Origin of the sequence: Streptomyces sp. NPDC014676, assembly GCF_043084105.1 — a bacterium.
GTDB lineage: Bacteria > Actinomycetota > Actinomycetes > Streptomycetales > Streptomycetaceae > Streptomyces.
In genome coordinates this window covers 270,499-288,885 of sequence record NZ_JBIBZI010000010.1, presented here as the reverse complement: position 1 = coordinate 288,885, position 18,387 = coordinate 270,499, and the positions used below count along the sequence as shown (strand labels likewise).

The following is an 18,387-nucleotide window of genomic DNA, read 5'->3' as shown; positions in this document are numbered from 1 at the left end:
TCAGGGACAAGGTTCCAGCACCTCCAGGGCGCCCGTTTCCGTGTCGTAGCTGCGCAGGGTGGTGAGCCGGACCGACGACGGCGGCGCCGGCAGCAGCTCGAAGACCCGCGGGCCGGTGAAGGCGCCGGCCCGCCGGGAGCGACCGAGGGTGATGTGCGGGCTCCAGCGCGCGGGTGCGTGGAGAGGGTTGAGGGACCCGGGCGGACTGTCCGAGACCACTGCGTCCCACACCCGGCCGTGCAGGGCCGCCAGCCCGGGGTCGAGATGCAGCGCCCAGGCCAGCACGGAGGTCGGCCGCTCGAAGCGGACCACGCCGGTGACCCGTACCGGCAGCGGCAGGGAGGCGGCCACCGCGGCAAGCTCCCAGCGGATCGGAGCGGTCAGCTCCGGGCAAGCCGCCAGGGTCAGATGCGGGCTGTTGGTCGGTGAGCGATGACGCGCCTGACTGGGCAGCCCCGCGTCCGCGAGCCGCCGCCAGGCCTCCCGGACCGCGAGGTCCGCGGCCTCGTCCAACAAGAGCTCGACTGTGCGCATCGGCGCAGCCTACCCACGCGATCTTCTGCCGCGCTTCCGGAACCGCCCACGACGAAGTCCCTGAGCGGGCCTGGAGGGGTGGCCGTATCCCCTGCTGCGTGAGATGTGCGGATGGGAGCGGGCCGAGGGCCGTGTGGTGGAACCAGGTCTCACCGAGCTCGGTGCGTTCGGCGTTACCGGTGCCCGCGTGGACCAGGTCGCAGGTGTTGCCGGTGGTGGTGCCGGCCGGCTGTAGTCCGTCCAGGTCTCGCCGGTGCGAGCGGCGCTGCCGACGATCGTCCGGTATACCGGACGGACGCTGTCGCGCCCATCGGCGACTTCCGGGAGACCGGCTCGTCCACCGTGCTGGTGGTCCGTCCGGCGCGGCAGGACCGCTCCGTGGGGATCGCCCAGCCGGCGGCCCGGACCCCTGCCCCAGGGGCCGGGCTCCCTCCGCCGTCCTGACCGGGCGGGGCGCACAGAAGGGAGGGCGGTCAGTTCGCCGTGGTGGAGCGGGGCCGGAGCACTTCGCCGACGGACTCCTCGCGCCAGCGCCGCAGCAGGTCGTGGAAGGCGGCGGCGCCGTGCGGGTAGGCGGTCGGACCGTTGGGCCGGCCGCGGCCCTCGGCGTTGTAGTAGCCGGGAGTGCACTCGGCGTGGAACCAGGCGTGGTCCGGGGCGCCCTCGGCGCACAGGGCGATCCAGTCGTCCTCGGCCTCTCGCGACGGCTCCACGATCGCTCCCCGCTCCTCGGCGGCTGCGATCAGCGCGGCGGCGTGGACGGCGTGCTCGTCCAGCACGTGGGTGAAGTTGACGCTGGGGGCGCTCTGCGTGCCGCCGAGCTGGATCAGGTTGGGGAAGCCGTTGCTGGTGAGGCCGTGCAGGGTCCGCGGGCCGTGGGCGCGCCAGGCCTCCTGGAGCCGGACGCCGTCCCGGCCGGTGACGGGCAGCCGGCCGGAGGAGACGCCGGAGACACCGACGGAGAAGCCGGTGGCGAGGATCAGGCAGTCCAGCTCGTACTCGGTCCCGCCGACGACGGCACCGCGCTCCGTCATCCGCTCGATGCCGTGGGTGTCGGCGGTGTCGACCAGGGTGACGTTGTCCCGGTTGAACGCCTGGAGGTACAGGTCGGAGAAGGTGGGACGCTTGCACATGTACCGGTACCAGGGCTTGAGCTTCTCCGCCGTCCCCGGGTCGGCCACCACTTCCTCCACGCGGGCCCGGATCCCGTTCATCTTCGCGGCGTCGTTCAGTTCGTAGGCGGCCTCGAAGGCCGCACGGTCGCCCTGCCTGCGGAAGCTCGACAGGAGTTTCTCCAGCAGGCCCGCCGATGCCGTCCACCCGTCGGCGACGAGGTCCTCCTCGACCGTTTCCCCGCTGGTGACGCGCAGGAAGTTCTCCCGGCGCTCCCTCGCCCAGCCGTCGTGGTCGGCGCCGACGTCGGCGGCGGTGGTGCGGCGGTTGCCGCGGACGTCCACGGTGGAGGGGGTGCGCTGGAAGACGTAGAGGTAGGCGGCGTCCTCAGCCAGTTTCGGCACGACCTGGATGCCGGTGGCACCCGTGCCCACGACACCGACGCGTTTGTCGGCGAGGCCGGTCAGGCCGCCGTCCGGGGTGCCGCCGGTGTAGGCGTAGTCCCAGCGCGAGGTGTGGAAGGTGTGGCCCCGGTAGGTCCCGATGCCGGGGATGCCGGGCAGTTTCAGCTCGGAGAGGGTGCCGGTGGCGGTGACGACGTACCGGCTGCGGAACGTGTCGCCCCGGTCGGTCGTGACGATCCAGGTCTCGTCGGTGCCGTCCCAGGTGAGGGAGGTGACCGAGGTGGAGAACAGGGCGTCCGCGCAGAGGTCGAACTTCTCGGCGATCCGCACCGCGTGACGGCGGATCTCCTCTCCGGGGGCGTACTTCCACTCGGGGACGTAGCCGGTCTCGTCCAGCATCGGCAGGTACACGTGCGACTCGATGTCGCAGTGGATGCCGGGGTAGCGGTTCCAGTACCAGGTGCCGCCGAAGCCACCGCCCTTCTCGACGACGCGGATCCGGCCCACGCCCCGCTGCCGCAGCCGTGCCCCGGCGAGGATGCCGCCGAAGCCACCGCCGACGACCGTGACGTCCACCCGGTCCCGCAGCGACTCACGCTCGGCCCGCTCGCCGGCGTACGGGTCCTCGGCGTAGTAGCCGAACTCCGCGTCGGCCGACAGGTACTGCCCGCTGCCGTCGGGGCGCACCCGGCGTTCCCGCTCGATGCGGTACCGCTCCCTGAGTGCGCCCAGGTCTTCGGGGCTGAGCGTCTGCGAATGCGTCATGTGGGGGACCCTGTTCCTTCCGGTGGGCAGCCATGAGGCCGTCTTGTCCCGCAACTGGTGTCTGAAAGTGATGACTTGAGCAGCCGTGCACTACCGTAACAACTACCGGACAATGTTGTCCGGTTGACCATCTGTTGCTTCCGCGTACTTTCGGACAGGAAAGGTGATCCGCATGCGGCGATTCCCCAGCCGGGTCGTCACCGGGTTCATCGCGCTCGGCCTGCTGCCCCTCACCGGGTGCGGCACGGAGACCGGCACCGCCACCACGGCGGCAGGCGGCGGAATCCGGACGATCCGCGCCCAGCAGGTCATGAAGCTGACCGAGGTGCACGAGGAGACCGGGATGACCCTCCTGGAGGGCCCGGTCTTCGACGGGAGGGGCCGGCTGCTCGTCGTCGACGTCACCGCACCCGCCGGTGAGCCGAAGGTGGTGCGCGTCGACGTCCGGAGCAAGACGGCCGAGCGGTTCCACACCGACGACCGGGGCGCGTACACCTCGGCGCAGTTCAGCCCGTACGACGGCCGGATCTACCTCACCGACTTCGCGCACGGCGAGATCGTCAGCCTGGCCGCGGACGGCACGGACCGGCGGACCTTCTTCACCGGCGATGTCGACGGCGCCCCGATGAAACCCGACGACCTCGCCTTCGACCAGGACGGCGACCTCTACGTCAGCGACTCACGCGGCATGTCCGAGGGCGAGCCGATCGGACGGGTGGTGCGGATCGACCGGGACGGGAAGGACGTCACCGTCCTGGCGGACGGGCTGTCGGCGCCCAACGGCGTCTCCTTCGACGCCGACCACCGCGGCCTGTGGTTCAGTGAACTGACGGAGGACCGCGTCTCCTACCTGCGGCTGGACGCCGAGGGCCGGGTCTCCTCCCGGCACACCGCCATCCATGTCGACGGCGGTCTCGCGCAGACCGACTCCATCGCCGTGGACGCCGACGGCAACCTGTACCAGGGCCTGCACGGGCGGCCCGCGATGGCCGTGTACAGCGAGTACGGCGAGCGTCTGGGCACCGTGGAGGTACCCGCCCGCGCCGCCGAAGGGCTGGAATCGGCCACCAACGTGGCCATCACACCCGGTGGGACCAAGGCGTACATGACCGTCAGCGGCCCCGCCGGCGGTTACCTGTACTCCTTCGACGCCCTGGCCGAGGGCATCCGTCAGTCCAACGGCGGCTGAGGCCGCACCTCGAAGGGCCGCACCGGTCCCACCTCGACACCGAGCAGCCGCCACGCCGCCAGTGCCCGGCGCTCGCGCTGCTCGCGGGTGGGGCCGGTGACCGCGCCCGAGACCATCGCGACGGCGAGCATCAGGTCCTGCGGCCGGGCGGCGAGCACGTGCTCCTGCGGCAGGTGGCTGCGCAGTGCGGCCTCGACACGGCGGGAGAGCGACTGGGCGTACGGGGCCGCACCCGGGCTGACCCCTGCCCCGTCGGCGTGCAGAACGGCGACGAAGGCCGCCGACTCCGTCTGGTGCCAGGTCAGTACACCCAGGACCTCGTCCATCCGCGCACCGGTCACCGCCGCCGCCTGCTCGATCTGCCGCACGTTCTCCTCCAGCACGGCGAGGGCGAGTGCGGCTCGGTCCGGGAAGTGCCGGTACAGCACGCCCTGTCCGACCCCGGCCCGCCGGGCGATGGCGGACAGCGGGGCATCGAGACCGGATCCGGCGTAGATCTCCCGGGCTGCGGCGATCAGGGCGGCGCGGTTGCGTGCGGCGGCTCTGGGTCCGTCGTTCGCGGGCCGTCGCTCGTCGGTGGGAGGGTGCTGCGTCATACCGGGAGGTTAGCGGTCGGGCCGGCGCACGGTTCGGCCTTCCCGGCCGAGAGCGGAGGGCTTCGTCGCCCCCGCCGGCCATGGGACGGGCCGCGTCGTCGTCGGCTGAGCACAGGACCCGTCGTACGGCTCGTCCTGCGGGAGCGGCCCGGCCGAAGTGGTGCGTGCCCGCTTCGGCCGTTGTGGTCCGGCCCGCCGGGCGGCGAGTTCGGCATGCCGTGCCGCGTCGTCCTGCCTCCTCAGGACATCGGCGCCGCGTGCCGGCGGACGGTCCCGGACGCGCTCGCCGGCGAGATCTCCCTGGTGGGTCGCGTGGACGGATCACCGGGCGGCTGGAGTCGTGGTGGAAAGGGCCGGTGACCGGTCTCCCGGCCCTCGCGCCCGGCCCGCACGCCCCGCGCGTCCTCGCCGGACCGGACCCCCGGTGAGCGGCGGTCACCAGAAGATCGCTATCGCCTCCAGCGTCACCTCGCGGGTGTCCTCCCGCCAGCCGGTCATCTTGCCGAGGCAGCGGGCCGTGAACGTGCCGTCCGGGATGGGGCGGCGCGCGTTCCCGGGAGCTACGACGCGCATGTGGACAGGGGGCCGCTCGTCGCCGTACTCGGCCCGCAGGACGAATCCTTCCGTCACGTCCGGCACGCGCGAGAACATGCCTTTGACCGAGACGAATTCACCGATGCGGCTCAGGGTCACCGCACGGCCGTCGGTCAGGCTGTCGGCGAGGTTCCGGTTCGGGACGACGGTCAGTGTGGTCAGGTCGGCGTGGACGATGGCGTCGGCCCGGTCGAAGGCCTCCATGACCACGCCGATCACGTTGATCGGTTTGTCCTTGCGCACGAACTTGCGGAACGTCTCCTGGCTGACGTCCCGCTTCAGCCGGAACCGGAACAGCCACGTCAGCACCCGGCTCCAGAAGCCGACGCTCGTATCGACCTTCGTCCGCAGTTCGACGGCCTCCTCCAGCGCGGACCGGTAGTTGCCGAGCTCGTACAGGTCCATCACGGCCTGCTCGTCGAGGTACAGGCAGATGCTGTACGCCGACTGCCAGCGTCGCAGGTGTCTGCGCCGCTGGCGGGCATGGCGCACCAGGATCACCGCGAGCACCACCGTGCCGGCGGCCGTCACCAGCCAGACCGTCATCCACGGCCACCAAAGGCTCCACCACAGTGCGTCAGTGACAGCCACGGATCTCCTTGAAAGCCTCGGAAAGGGACGAGCCGGCGGCTTCCACCATCCGTCCGCCCGTCCTCGCCGCCGCGCGCCGCAGTTCGTCCGCGTCGGCCTCGCCGAAGTGGACGGGGTAGGTGGGGACGGCGGCGCGCACGGCGGCGTCCAGCCTCTTGTGGCGGCGCACGAACTCGGCGTAGGACAGGCCCGCGTTGTTCTCGCCGTCCGTCATCAGGACGAGTGAGACGGAGCGGTCGGGGTCGGCGGCCAGTTCATGGGCGGCGGTGCGGTAGCCGTGGTCGAGGGCGGACCATACGGCGGTGGCGTCGCCGTAGCCGCCCCGGGCGACGGTGTCGGCGAGGGCGGTCAGATCCTTCGGGCCGGTAACGGTGACGGTCGTCTGCTCCAGCACCCGGCCGCCGAACCGGACGACGGTCAGCCGCTCGCCCCGGTAGAAGCGGGTGAACTTGCCGGAGGCGGAGGGGTCCGCGCCGCTGAGTCCGGCGAAGGCCTCGCGCAGGGCGGCCATCCGGGCGCCGCGCATCGAGCCGGAGAAGTCGAGCAGGAAGACCACCTGGCTCGTGGTGCGGCGGTCGGGGTCGCCGTAGTCCGCCAGCAGCGTTTCGACGACGGCCGGCCGGTCGGGGTAGAAGAGCGCGTTGCCGACCGGTTCGCGCAGCCGCGCGTCCCGGGTGACCGTCGTGGTCACGGGGCGGCGCACCGTCTGCCGCATGATCTGCCGCTGCACCGAGTCGCGCCGCAGCCACCTCGTGACCTTGTCGTACGCGGCACGGTGGGCCGGGTTCAGCAGGAGCAGCGGGAAGTCCGCCAGGACCATGCCGTCCTCGGGGCGAACGACCTCCAGGCGGTCGTCGAGACGGCCGGAGTCGTTGAGGGCGAGCAGATCGGACTCGTACGTGATGAGGGCGTTGGCCTCGTCCTGGTGGTCGACGTAGGTGTCGACGAGGGCGGGGCCGGTGTCGGCGGTGAGGGCCTGGCCGGAGCGGAAGCCGCGCAGCCGGTCGCAGGAGACGTCCTCGGGGCGCAGCGCCGCTCCGGTGCCGGCCGCGGCGGTGGCGACACCGACGAGGGCGGCGAGCCCGCTGCCGGCGTGCCGGGGGTCGGCCATGCCGAAGCGGACGGTGCCGGTGGCGGCGGCGTCCGCGATGTCCGCCCAGGTGAGCCGGGAGCCGGGCACCCGGGCGCGCAGCTCGCGTGCCACATCCGGCTTCAGGCCGATGACGACGGGGGACGTCATGGTGGCCGTGCGCTGCAGTCCTCGGACCGCGTCTCTGTCGGTGAGACGCAGATAGTGGTCGGAGGACAGCCACGCGAGGTCGTACCGGTCGCGGTCCGGGGCCTTCGTCTCGGCGTCGGCCCGGTGGTACAGGCGCAGGTCGACGCCGGTCTCGTCCTTCAACTCGCCCAGCAGCGGGTCCAGTACGGCGAGATCGGGGCCGGCGAGGACGCGCAGCCGGACCGTGTCGTCGTCACCGCCCGAGCAGGCGGTGAGGAAGGTGGCGACGAGCGCCAGGCAGAGCGCCGGCAGGCCCACGCCGCGCCTCACGGGTTGCCGTTCCTGTCCGGGCAGTCGCCGACGATCTCGATCATCTTCTCCAGCAGGGGCAGGCTGGGCAGGACCGCGCGGGTGTCGTCGGAGGAGGTGGTGGGCACCGGGATCCGCCGCTCGGTGAGGAACCGGGTGAGGTCGTCGCTGCTCGCACCGCTGCCGGTGCTGCGGGCCCGGAAGCCCAGCTCCATGGCGCGGTGCTGGAGTTCGGGGTCCTCGCTGACCAGTTCGCCGAGCCGCGCGCCGTCGCCGGTCAGCGCGACGAGTTGGGGTTCGGTGACGAAGCGCGTGGACGGGTAGAGCAGGACGCGCTCGTCGTCGGTCTCGCCCTTCTGCGCCTCGTGCCGTAACTGGTGGGCGAGGAACTGGTGCTCGTAGATCACCGAGACCGGGGCGATGCCCTGCCCGTCGGGGGACAGATACGTTTCGGCCCGTTCGGAGGACGGCAGGCCCTGTTCGACGAGGAGCGGCTTGATCCTCCGGGCGAGTCGCTCGGCCTCGGCCTCGTTGTCCGGTGCGTCGTTCCCGTGCTCGACGAAGGCCACGAGTCCGAGGTAGGTGCCGGCGGAGTTGGACTCGCAGATGTCCGAGGTCTGGGCGAGGATCTTGTTGCCGTTGCGGACGTGGTTCTTGTCGTCGATCTCGTCCCAGCGGTAGCCGTCCTCCGGGTCGCGCTGGACGCCCTTCCTCCTGCCGAGCGCGAGGTCGAGGAACTTCCGCATGTCGAGGGTGTAGTACATCGGCGGGCTGCCCGAGCCCGGCAGGCGCTTCGCGACGCCTTCCGCCGCGAGCACCTCGGCGTAGTCCCGGTAGGTGGCCAGCACGATGGGGCTGACGAAGGGGCGGTACAGCAGCACCGGACGGTTCGCCCGGGCGCGCTCCCGGTTGATCAGGTCGGCGGCCGGCTGGCCGGAGGGAAAGACGACGTCGTATCCGTCGTAGTCCTGCTTGGCGATCTCACGCGAGCCCATGTTCGTGATGTGCACGCGGAAGCCGTGCTTCATGAGCAGCCGCTCGACTTCGGGGTCCTGGAAGAAGTCCCTCTTGGAGGCCATCTTGGCCTCGATGGTGACCACCGGCCGCATCGGCAGCAGCAGGTTCCCGGAGGTCACGAGCAGGACCAGCCCGATGACCGGGACGGGCAGCGCCGCCGCCAGCGCTCTGCGCAGGTGGCGGCGCGGGGGTCTGGTCACGGTCAACCGCGGCTCTTCGGCAGCGGGTCTGTTCTCGGACACCTGTGTTCCCCCCTGACACCTGCGTTCTCCCCGTGTGGCCGGGCCAGGATCGTCGGTGACGGAGGTGTACCCCGAATGACCTTTCGGGGAACGTCGGTTGAAAGCGGGGAGCATGAACGGCTGGTCCGGGCGGGGCGGCACAGCCCTCGAGAGCCGGCGGACTTCCGCCACGGCGAAGCGGAGGATTCCGGTGGTGTCGTCCCCGCGGTCCCCTTCCGGGGGTCCGGGCGGTGGCCGCGGCAGGGAAGGCGCGCGGACGCGCGATGGAGGACTTTCGCCGAGGCCGGAGGGCCCGGCGCCACCGCGCCGCCGGGGAGCACGCGCGGTGACACTCGCTCGACGGCGGGCGCGGGCCGGTCGCACGTGCTCTTCGCCCCGCAGGTACGCGTCGCCGCAAGCCGTACCGGCTTTCGATGCCGGTGTCGCCCTCACCTCGTAGAAGGCCACCGCCGCGACCGAGCGGCTCGCGGAGGGCTGCGGACCGCGCCAGGCGATCCGGGGTGAACCCACCACTCGGCCACGGGAGCCGGCTGATGCGCGGCAGCGCGTCACCACAGCGCGCGAGGGCCTGCGTCCGATGACCGGAAGCGCTCATCCGGCCCTTTTCCCGGTCCGCTCGCGTCCCGACGTCCCGTTGCATGTCGTGCTCATGGCAAATTTGTTGCCAGGTAATCAACTCCCTTGTCCTGTACGGAAGTCGGCGACGAACCTTGATTGCGGTCCGGGAGCGCAACGCAACGCTCCCGGCAGGGGTGTGCGATCACGCGCACCCGCCCCCACAGACGCGTGCCCCACCCGGGCACGCCGCCCGGAGGAGGAATCCCTCGTCATGGCACGACTGCGCAGCAAGAGAACACGGTTCGCGGTGATCGCCGGTATCGCGACGGCCGCCCTGGCCTGCGGGCTCACCTCGACCCCCGTCCAGGCCGCCCCCGCCGAGGGCACGGTGCTCGCCGCCGGCTCCCCCACCGCGGTCAAGGACAGTTACATCGTGACGCTGAAGAAGGCCGCCGGGTTCAAGGCCTCCTCGGCCGCGGGCCGGGACCTGGTCGAGCGGTACGGCGGCAGCGTGCGGAAGACGTTCGGCAGCGCGCTGAACGGCTACACCGCCGTCCTCTCCGCCACCGAGGCCGGCCGCCTGGCCGCCGACCCGGCGGTCGCCTCCGTCGAGCAGAACCAGCGGGTGAGCGTCGCCGACACCACGCAGTCCAACGCGCCGTGGGGTCTGGACCGCATCGACCAGACCTCGCTCCCGCTCTCCGGCACCTACACCTACCCGGACAACGCGGGAAGCGGTGTCACGGCCTATGTCATCGACACCGGCGTGCGCATCACCCACCAGCAGATCAGCGGTCGTGCCGCGTACGGTTACGACGCCGTGGACGGTGACACCACCGCCTCCGACGGCAACGGTCACGGCACCCATGTGGCCACCACCATCGCCGGATCCACCTACGGAGTGGCCAAGAAGGCGAAGATCGTCGCCGTACGGGTGCTGGACAACAACGGGTCCGGGACCACCGCCGGGGTCATCGCCGGCATCGACTGGGTGACCAGGAACCACTCCGGTCCCTCGGTGGCCAACCTGTCGCTCGGCGGCGGTGCGTCCACCACCCTGGACGCGGCGGTGCGCAACTCCATAGCGAGCGGCGTCACGTACGCGGTCGCCGCGGGCAACAGCGGCGCCAACGCCTCCTCCTACTCCCCTGCCCGGGTCACCGAGGCGATCACCGTGGGCGCCACGACCAGTACGGACGCCAGGGCGAGCTACTCCAACTACGGCTCGGTGCTGGACGTCTTCGCCCCGGGCTCCTCGATCACGGCCGGCTGGCACACCGGTGACACCGCGACCAGCACCATCTCCGGCACCTCGATGGCGACTCCGCACGTCGCCGGAGCGGCGGCGGTCCATCTGGCCGGCCACCCCTCCGCCACCCCGGCCCAGGTCGCCTCGGCCCTGGTGAACGGCGCGACCACCGGCAAGGTGACCGGCCCCGGCTCGGGTTCGCCGAACCGGCTGCTGAGGCTCGTGCCCTGACGGTTCCCGGGTCCGACGGTGGCTCCGTGATCCGCCGGACCTGAACCGCGGTGCCCCGGAGGCCCGCCTCCGGGGCACACCGGTGCCGGTCAGGCCTCCTCGGCCGCAAGCGCGTACAGCCGGGGCAGGTTCACCACGATCGCCTCCTGCGTGCTGCGGGCGATGACCACCACCGCCTCCTCGGCGGGATCGGGGTTCTCCTCGCGGTGCGGGACGAACGGGGGGACGAAGACGTAGTCACCCGGGGACGTGCGCAGCCGCACCTCCTCGGCCTGGTCGCCCGAGTCGTCCAGGAAGACGAACTCGGGGTGGCCGCTGACCACGTAGATCGCGGTCTCCGACTCCCCGTGGTGGTGGTCGGAGGAGGAGGTCGCGGGAGCGACGTGGGTCTGGCCCATCCACAGTTTCTCGGAGCCCACCGTCCGCCCGCTCACGGCGGCGAACCTGCGCATGCCGCCGGTCTGCGCCGTGTCACCGTCGAGGGAGTCGGCGCGCACATGGTGCAGGCGGGTCCGCAGCGGGGCGGCCGACCGCCCGGGGGCGTCGTGGAGATGGGGATGGAAGCCCTCACCCGGGGCTGTCAACGGCTCGCTCATGCCGGGGACGCTAGAAGGGCGCCGAAAAAGATGTCAAGAGGTGTCCATTGCTGTTCACCTGCGGCAATGTTCTCGCAACAGACGACGGAAGCGGGTGGAAACACCATCCGGGAGGATGAACTCCGGCATCATGGGCGCCATGCATATCTCCGCGAAGGCGGACTACGCCACGCGGGCTCTTCTGGAGCTCGCCCGTGAACCCGCCCGCCCGCTGACGTGCGAGGCCATCGCCTCCTCCCAGCGGATCCCGTTCCGCTTCCTGAAGTCCGTCGTGAGCGAGCTGCGCAAGGGCGGACTGGTCCGCAGCCAGCGCGGCTGCGAGGGCGGCTACTGGCTCGGCCGGCCCGCCGAGGACATCACACTTCTGGACATCTCCCGTGTCGTCGACGGGGAGTTGCTCACCCTGCGCGGCGAGTCCCTGGCCACGCTCGACTATCCCGGCGCCGCGGCGGCGCTGCCCGATGTGTGGCGCCGGATCGAGACGGATGCCGCCGCCGTCCTGGGCGGGGTGACCGTGGCCTCGCTGCTGTCCGTGGGCGCCGGCGACGGGCTGCGGAAGGGAGCCGCGTGACGGCGGATCCGGGCGAGGCCCTGGTGGAGGTGGTGGAGTACACCGATCCGCTGTGTCCGTGGGCGTGGGGCTCGGAGCCCGTGTTCCGCCGGCTGCGCGCGGCCCTGCCCGGGCGGGTGGGCCTGCGTCGCGTCTTCTGCGTCCTCTTCGACGAGGACGACGACCCGCCGCCCGACCCTGCGGCGGAGACCGCCTGGTACGAGGGCTACGTCGACGAGGTCTGCCGGCACACCGGCGCTCCGCGGGCGACCCGGCTGAGCCGGGTGGCGGCGAGTTCCTGGCCGGCCTCGCTCGTCGCCAAGGCGGCGGAACCGCAGGGCACCGAGGTGGCCGACCGGGTGCTGCGCAGACTGCGGGAGACCGTCTTCGTCCTGGGCGAACCGGCCGACACTCCCGCACGGGCCCTGTCCGCGGTACGGGGCACACCGGGACTGGACCTGGCGCGGCTGTCCGTCGACGCGTCGTCCGACGCCGTACTCGAGCGGGTGCGCGCCGATCACCGCGAGGCGCGCCGTCCGGTCCCCGAGGCCCTTTCCGCACCCGGCGGTTCGCCGCATCCGGGGGCCGCGAAGGAGACCCCCGACGGCGGCCGGCGGTACGCGTTGCCGACCGTGCTCGTCCGGGCGCCGGGCGGCCACCGCGTGGTTCCGGGATGGCGCCCCTACGAGGCGTACGCCGACGCCGTACGGGAGCTGTGTCCGCCACCGGCGTGGGATCCGAAGCCGGTTCCTCTGGCTCCGGACGAGGCGCTGCGGCGCTACGGAAGCCTGACCGGGCCGGAGTCGCGGCTGCTGACGGACGGTCCGTGGCCGCCGCCCGGGGCGGTCCGGGTCGAGACCGGGAACGGCCCGCTGTGGCTGCACCCTCAGGAGGCCGCGACGCACCCGGCGACCCGCCCGGGCGCTCCGGCCGGCCCGCGACAAGGTCTCTGATCCGCGGTCAGGGACCTGTCCCGCCGAATGAGACACCTGCAGGTGTCCATTGACAGACGCTCGCGACCGCGCCCAGGATGTGGCACATGCTCACGACGCACCCCGGCGTGGTGTGCCGCTACGTGGACCTGCGGCGCACCTGCAGCGCCCTCTGTCGCTGACCGGCCGCCCTCTGCGGTCCCCCGGCGCCTGACGACCTCCGTCGGTTCCGGCCGTCCGCCGCTCAGCCGAGCCGCGACCGCCCTCCGCGCCCTCCCCTTCCTTCGCGTTCCCCGCCACCCCGCCCCTCAGGCAGCCCGCCTCCGCGGACCCGTCGACGTCATGGGTGCCGAGTCCGTCTCGGCATGCCCCGGCACGTCCTGAGCCGGCGCCGGGCGCGGTGGCGCCGCCCTCCCCTGCCCCGCTCCCGCCCGCGGCCGTTCGGCCGCGGGGAGCCGGCACTGTCACAGAGAGAACGAGATGCCCGGACGACTCACGACCCGACGCCCCGGACCACTCCGCCGATCCGGCCGCATGCGTGCCACCGCGCTCGGCACCGCCCTCGCCACCGTGCTCGTCCCCGCCCTCAGCGCGTGCGGCGGTGACGCGGCCTCCGCGAACGGTGCCGCGACCCTGAAGTGGACCTCGACCTACTTCCCCGCCCACTGGGACCCGGTGGTCTCGGGCAGCGGCGCGCAGTTCCGGGAACTCGCCCTCGTGTACGCCTCGTTGACCCGAACCGACACCACCGGCAAGGCCGTCCCGGACCTGGCCGAGAGCTGGGAGTACAACGACAGGGGCGACCGGGTCACCTTCCGTCTGCGCCCCGGACTGAAGTTCAGCGACGGTGAACCCGTGAACGCCGCCGCCGTGAAGGCCGCCGTCGAGCGGGCCAAGAAGCAGAAGAACTCGGCGCTCTTCGGCGACCTGACCTCGATCGAGTCGGTGGAGGCCAAGGGCCTGGACGCCATCGTCCATCTCAATCAAGTCGATTACCAGATACCCCAGTTGCTCGGCCAGCGGGTCCTACAGATCGCCAGCCCCAAGGCGGCCGCCTCGCCCGGGAAGCTGGACCAGAACCCGGTCGGCGCCGGCCCGTTCACCGTGACGCAGCTCGTTCCGGGGACCAAGGCGGTCCTGAAGAAGAACCCCGACTACTGGGACGCGGAGAACATCCACATCGACCAGGTCGAGCTGACCTCGGCACCCGACGCCTCCACGGTCGTCTCCGGTCTGCAGACCGGTGTGTACAACTTCGCCGACATCGACCCGAGTCAGGCGGACGCGGCGAAGAAGGCGGGCCTCGACGTCTTCGTCCAGCCCGGGTTCAACGCCTCCAACCTCAGCCTGAACGTCAACAAGGCGCCGTTCGACAACGACAAGGTCGTCGACGCCGTGCGGCACGCGGTCGACCGGCGGGAATTCGTCGACAAACTGACCTTCGGTCACGGCGAGGTGACCGACCAGCCCTTCCCGAAGGGCTACGTGGCCTACGACCCGCGGTCCGAGGACGCCTACCCCTACGACCCGCAGAAGTCGAAGAAGCTCCTCGCCGAGGCGGGTCACAGGCCCGGTGACATCAAGCTCGACCTGGTCATCCCGGCGGAGGACCCGCAGGCGGAGATCGTCCAGTCGCAGCTCGCGAAGGTGGGCATCACCGTCGACATCAGGATAGACAAGAACTGGGCCACGCCCTTCTTCGCCAAGGACCTCACGTTCTCGCTCTACAGCACCACCGGCCGGGACTCGGCAGTACAGACCCTCACCGCCCACTTCGGCCCCGACGGCCCGCTGAACCTCAGCTCCCCCTACCAGCCGGACGGCTTCGAGGAGGCCGTCGCCAAGGTGCGCCGGACCCCGCTGGACGCCCCCGAGTACCCGGAGGTGCTCCGGGCGGCGACGCGGGCCGGCCTGGAGAGCAAGGCGCTGGTGTTCACGTACTCCTCGCCCAACCTGATCGCCAAGAGCAAGTCGGTCTCCGGCCTGCCGGAGATCCCCGCCCACATCGACTGGACCGGCGTGACCATCGGCGGCGAGGGGGCGACCTCATGACGGCGGCCGAGGTTCCGGCGGAGACCGTCCTGCGCGGTGGGATCGCCGCGAGAAGGGCACGGCACACGCTGGGCCGCGCCCTGGTCACCCTCGCCCGGTCGGTCGCGGTCTTCGTGCCCGTCTTCCTGGTGGCGACGTTCGTGACGTTCGCGCTGCGGTCGCTGAGCGGCCTCAGCCCGGCCCGTATCCAGCTCGGCGAGGAGGCGACCCCCGAGGCCGTCGCCCGGGTCGAGGCGCAGTGGGGCCTGGACCGGCCCTTCCTGGTCCAGTACGGGGACTGGCTCGGCGGTGTCCTGCGCGGAGAGCTGGGAACCAGCTGGACCAACGGCGCGGACATCTCCACCCTCATCGGCCTCGGGCTGGGAGTGAGCCTGTCCGTCGCGACGTTCGCGCTGGTCATCGGCGTGGTCGTGGGCTTCGCGCTCGGCACCCTGGCGGCGCTGCGCCGCACCACCTGGGTCGACCGCGCCATCACCGGGTTCGTCACGGTGGTCTCGGTGATGCCCGCCTTCGTGGTCGGCATCGTGCTCGTCGCCGTCCTCGCCGTCCAGCTGAACCTGTTCCCCTCCGCCGGGTACGTCCCGGCGGAGCAGGGGCTGGGGCCGTGGCTCGCGCACATCACGCTTCCGGCACTGGCGCTGAGCTTCGACGTCATCGCCGACGTGGCCCGTCAGCTCCGCTCTGGTCTGGTCGCCGCCTACCAGGAGAACTACGTGACGGGCGCGGTCGTACGGGGGCTGAGCCCCCGCCGGATCTTCTTCGTCCACGTCCTGCGCAACGGCCTCGGCCCGACGCTGGCGACCCTGGGCCTGAAGTTCCCGGCCCTGGTCGGCGCCTCCGTGGTGACCGAGTGGATCTTCGGCCTGCAGGGCTTCGGCCGGTTCGCCAACGACTCCGCACAGGCCGGCGACGTACCTGCCGTGCAGGGCGTCCTGGTCGTGTCGATCGCCCTGGTCGTCGCCTTCAACCTCATCGTCAACCTGGTGCTGGCGCGCGTCACGCCGGCCTCGCAGCGGGGAGTGTGAACCATGGTGCGTCGCGTCCTCTCCCTCACCTCCGGCCGCATCGCCGTCGCGATCCTGACCGTGGTCGCACTACTGGCGGTCCTCGGGCCGCTGCTCGCCCCGCAGGACCCGCTGGCCACCAGCGACAACACCCTCGCCGCCGCGTCCGCCGGCCACTGGCTGGGCACCGACCACCTCGGCCGGGACGTCCTGAGCCGACTGCTCGACGGCTCCCGGGTCAGCGTGCTCGGCGCGCTCGAAGTCGCGCTCACGGCACTGGTCGTGGGGGTGGTCCCCGGGATCCTGTCGGTGTACCTGGGCCGGGTCTTCGAATGGATCACCCTGCGCCTGGCCGACACCCTGGTGGCCCTGCCGTTCCTGCTGTTCGCCGTCGCCGTGATCGCCCTGCTCGGCAACGGTCTGACGCAGGCGATGCTGGTGACGGGCGTGCTGGTGTCGCCCCTGTTCTACCGGGTGTCCCGGGCCGCCACGCTGGCGGTGGCCCGCTCGCAGTACGTCGAGGCGGCGCTGATCTCCGGCGCGTCCGTCGGCTGGGTGGTGCGCCGCCACGTGTGGGTCAAGGTGCTCCCGCCGATCGCCGTGGCGTTCGCCCAGACCGTGGGCGTCGGCTTCGTCATCGTCTCCAGCCTGACTTTCCTCGGCATCGGCGTGCAGCCCCCGGAACCGACCTGGGGCGGGCTCCTCGCCTCCGACCTCGGCTACCTGAGCCACCGGCCGTGGGCCCCGCTGACCCCCGCGCTGCTGATCACGGTCACCGTCTGGGCCGGCAACCTGCTCGCGGACGCCATCCGCGACGTGTCCGGCGAGGCGGGACGCGCGCTGGTCGCAGACCGGGGAGCCCGCGCCGGCCGAACCGACCCCACTCCCGCAGGAGGTGTGTGATGACGACGGTTTCCGAAAAGCTCCTCACCCGGCCCGGGGAGTCCGGCGCGTCCGGGCCCGCACAGGACCCGTCCCCGCCGTTGCTCTCCCTGCGCGACGTGCGCATCGGTGACCGCGGCGACGGCCGGGACATCGTGCACGGCGTGAGCTTCGACCTCACCCCCGGCAAGGTGGTCGGCATCGTCGGCGAGTCCGGCAGCGGCAAGACCCTCACGTGCCGGGCCGCCCTGGGCATCCTGCCGGCCCGCTTCGAGGTCACCGGCGGTTCGATAGAGATCGACGGCACCGACATCACCGCCCTCACACCCCCGCGGTGGACGGCGCTGCGCGGGGCGACGATCAGCGCGGTGTTCCAGGACCCGGCGTCCTACCTCAACCCGTCGCTGCGGATCGGCCGACAGATCGCGGAGGTCCTCCGGGTCAAGAAGGGACTCGGGCGCCGCGAGGCACGGGAACGGGTCCTCGGCCTGCTGCGCGCGGTGCACCTGCGGGACGCGGAACTGGTGCACGACCAGTACCCCTTCGAGCTCTCCGGCGGCATGCTGCAGCGCGTGCTGATCGCGGCCGCGATCGCCGCGGACCCGCGGATCCTCATCGCCGACGAGGCCACCACCGCGCTGGACGTCACCGTGCAGGCGGAGATCCTCGACCTCCTGGCCGACCTGCGCGAACGAGCAGGGCTCGCCCTCGTCGTCGTCTCCCACGACCTGGCCGTCGTGGCCCGGTCGTGCGACGAGGTCCTGGTGATGCGCCGGGGCGAGGTGGTCGAGCAGGGCCCGACCCGCGCGGTGCTGGACGCCCCGCGGCACGACTACACCCGGCTGCTGATCGGCGAGCACGAGCAGTACGGACTGGAGAAGTTCCTGACACCGCGGGAGGAAGCGTGACCACCGGGAGGCCGAACGCCGGCACCCGCCCCGTCCTCGAAGTCACCGGCCTGGAGGTCCACTACGGCTCGCGACGCCGGCGCCGACGCGCCCTGCACGGCGTCTCGCTGAGCGTCGCCCCGGGCGAGACCGTCGGCCTCATCGGCGAGACGGGGTCGGGCAAGTCCACCCTCGCCCGCACCGTGCTCGGGCTGGTACGCCCCTTTGCCGGGTCGGTGGTCGTCGACGGTGAGGACGTCACCACCCACGGCCCCCGCCAGTGGCGCGACCTGCGCCGCCGCGGAGTGGTCCAGTACGTCTTCCAGGACCCGCTGCGCAGCCTCGACCCGGACCTCACCGTCGAGGCGTCGCTGACCGAGCCGCTGCTCGTGCGCGGCGTGCCCCGTGACGAGGCGGTGGCGCGGGTGCGCGCGTTCCTGCCCCGCGTGCGGTTGTCCGAGGAGTTGCTCGGCCGGCTGCCGGGCGAGCTCTCCGGCGGGCAGCGCCAGCGGATCGCGGTGGCCCGCGCCCTGGTCACCGAACCGCGGCTGGTCATCCTCGACGAGCCGGTGAGCGCCCTGGACTCGGCCAACCGCGTCCAGGTCCTGGAGATCCTCAAGGAACTGCGCGCCACCGGCGTGGCCCTCGTGTTCATCTCCCACGACCTCGGCTCCGTCGCGGGGACCGCCGACCGCATCGCCGTGCTGTACCGGGGCGAGCTGGTCGAGACCGGCGCCGCACGCGACGTCGTCGGCCGGCCCGAACACCCCTACACACGGCTGCTCGTCGGCTCCGCCCCGACCCTGCGCGGCACCCCCGCCGACCGGTCCGAGCGTGCGGCGCTGCGCGCCCTGCTGCACGCCTGAACCCCCG

16 protein-coding genes are annotated in these 18,387 nt (G+C 72.1%); 9 read left to right on the top strand and 7 right to left on the bottom strand.

All coding sequences use genetic code 11. From position 1 onward, the window contains the following. Both ACF1DX_RS27045 and ACF1DX_RS27040 read right to left on the bottom strand, forming a co-directional pair. Positions 1–534 (bottom strand): 2'-5' RNA ligase family protein, encoded by a 534-nt coding sequence (locus ACF1DX_RS27045; protein WP_391793729.1) that lies wholly within the window; start codon positions 532–534, stop codon positions 1–3. A gap of 473 nt (positions 535–1,007) precedes the next feature. Beyond that, positions 1,008–2,816, bottom strand: coding sequence for a flavin-containing monooxygenase (locus tag ACF1DX_RS27040; RefSeq protein WP_391793728.1), 1,809 nt, complete (start codon positions 2,814–2,816; stop codon positions 1,008–1,010). Between the two features lie 172 nt (positions 2,817–2,988). Here ACF1DX_RS27040 and ACF1DX_RS27035 point away from each other — a divergent pair, with 172 nt between their 5' ends. Then, positions 2,989–4,005 carry an SMP-30/gluconolactonase/LRE family protein gene (locus tag ACF1DX_RS27035; RefSeq protein WP_391793727.1) on the top strand — a complete coding sequence of 339 codons (1,017 nt, stop codon included), beginning with the start codon at positions 2,989–2,991 and terminating at the stop codon, positions 4,003–4,005. On the opposite strand, the gene ACF1DX_RS27030 is transcribed toward ACF1DX_RS27035, so the two are convergent. The 4 genes from ACF1DX_RS27030 to ACF1DX_RS27015 form a co-directional block, all read right to left on the bottom strand. Continuing rightward, positions 3,987–4,601 carry a TetR/AcrR family transcriptional regulator gene (locus ACF1DX_RS27030; RefSeq protein WP_391793726.1) on the bottom strand — a complete coding sequence of 205 codons (615 nt, stop codon included), beginning with the start codon at positions 4,599–4,601 and terminating at the stop codon, positions 3,987–3,989. The genes ACF1DX_RS27035 and ACF1DX_RS27030 overlap by 19 nt on opposite strands. Before the next feature lie 435 nt (positions 4,602–5,036). Further along, entirely contained in the window at positions 5,037–5,786 is a 750-nt protein-coding gene (locus ACF1DX_RS27025) for a hypothetical protein (protein ID WP_391793725.1), read from the bottom strand. Beyond that, the gene (locus tag ACF1DX_RS27020; RefSeq protein ID WP_391793724.1) at positions 5,773–7,335 is read right to left on the bottom strand and encodes a substrate-binding domain-containing protein; all 1,563 of its coding nucleotides are present in this window, start codon (positions 7,333–7,335) and stop codon (positions 5,773–5,775) included. The genes ACF1DX_RS27025 and ACF1DX_RS27020 overlap by 14 nt, the downstream gene beginning before the upstream one ends. Further along, complete coding sequence (locus ACF1DX_RS27015) at positions 7,332–8,531, bottom strand: hypothetical protein (RefSeq protein WP_391793776.1); 1,200 nt, start codon at positions 8,529–8,531, stop codon at positions 7,332–7,334. The genes ACF1DX_RS27020 and ACF1DX_RS27015 overlap by 4 nt, the downstream gene beginning before the upstream one ends. Positions 8,532–9,402: 871 nt before the next feature. Here ACF1DX_RS27015 and ACF1DX_RS27010 point away from each other — a divergent pair. Then, positions 9,403–10,611: a S8 family peptidase gene (locus ACF1DX_RS27010; RefSeq protein WP_391793723.1), complete on the top strand. Its 1,209-nt coding sequence runs from the start codon at positions 9,403–9,405 to the stop codon at positions 10,609–10,611. 89 nt (positions 10,612–10,700) lie between these two features. Here the strand turns inward: ACF1DX_RS27010 and ACF1DX_RS27005 are convergent, their stop codons facing one another. Beyond that, positions 10,701–11,207 carry a cupin domain-containing protein gene (locus ACF1DX_RS27005; RefSeq protein WP_391793722.1) on the bottom strand — a complete coding sequence of 169 codons (507 nt, stop codon included), beginning with the start codon at positions 11,205–11,207 and terminating at the stop codon, positions 10,701–10,703. A 139-nt stretch (positions 11,208–11,346) separates the two neighbouring features. Here ACF1DX_RS27005 and ACF1DX_RS27000 point away from each other — a divergent pair, with 139 nt between their 5' ends. The 7 genes from ACF1DX_RS27000 to ACF1DX_RS26970 all read left to right on the top strand — a co-directional run bounded on the left by ACF1DX_RS27000 (position 11,347) and on the right by ACF1DX_RS26970 (position 18,380). Beyond that, positions 11,347–11,778, top strand: a complete 432-nt coding sequence (locus tag ACF1DX_RS27000; protein WP_391793775.1) for an RrF2 family transcriptional regulator — start codon at positions 11,347–11,349, stop codon at positions 11,776–11,778. After that, complete coding sequence (locus tag ACF1DX_RS26995) at positions 11,775–12,710, top strand: DsbA family protein (protein WP_391793721.1); 936 nt, start codon at positions 11,775–11,777, stop codon at positions 12,708–12,710. The genes ACF1DX_RS27000 and ACF1DX_RS26995 overlap by 4 nt, the downstream gene beginning before the upstream one ends. A 459-nt stretch (positions 12,711–13,169) precedes the next feature. After that, positions 13,170–14,741 carry an ABC transporter substrate-binding protein gene (locus ACF1DX_RS26990; RefSeq protein WP_391793720.1) on the top strand — a complete coding sequence of 524 codons (1,572 nt, stop codon included), beginning with the start codon at positions 13,170–13,172 and terminating at the stop codon, positions 14,739–14,741. Then, a complete protein-coding gene (locus tag ACF1DX_RS26985; RefSeq protein ID WP_391793719.1) occupies positions 14,738–15,766 on the top strand; it encodes an ABC transporter permease in 1,029 nt (342 codons plus the stop codon). Before ACF1DX_RS26990 ends, ACF1DX_RS26985 begins: the two co-directional genes overlap by 4 nt. A gap of 3 nt (positions 15,767–15,769) precedes the next feature. Continuing rightward, a complete protein-coding gene (locus ACF1DX_RS26980; protein ID WP_391793718.1) occupies positions 15,770–16,648 on the top strand; it encodes an ABC transporter permease in 879 nt (292 codons plus the stop codon). After that, a complete protein-coding gene (locus ACF1DX_RS26975; protein WP_391793717.1) occupies positions 16,648–17,535 on the top strand; it encodes an ABC transporter ATP-binding protein in 888 nt (295 codons plus the stop codon). Before ACF1DX_RS26980 ends, ACF1DX_RS26975 begins: the two co-directional genes overlap by 1 nt. Beyond that, positions 17,532–18,380 carry an ABC transporter ATP-binding protein gene (locus ACF1DX_RS26970; protein ID WP_391793716.1) on the top strand — a complete coding sequence of 283 codons (849 nt, stop codon included), beginning with the start codon at positions 17,532–17,534 and terminating at the stop codon, positions 18,378–18,380. The genes ACF1DX_RS26975 and ACF1DX_RS26970 overlap by 4 nt, the downstream gene beginning before the upstream one ends. Positions 18,381–18,387 lie beyond the last annotated feature (7 nt).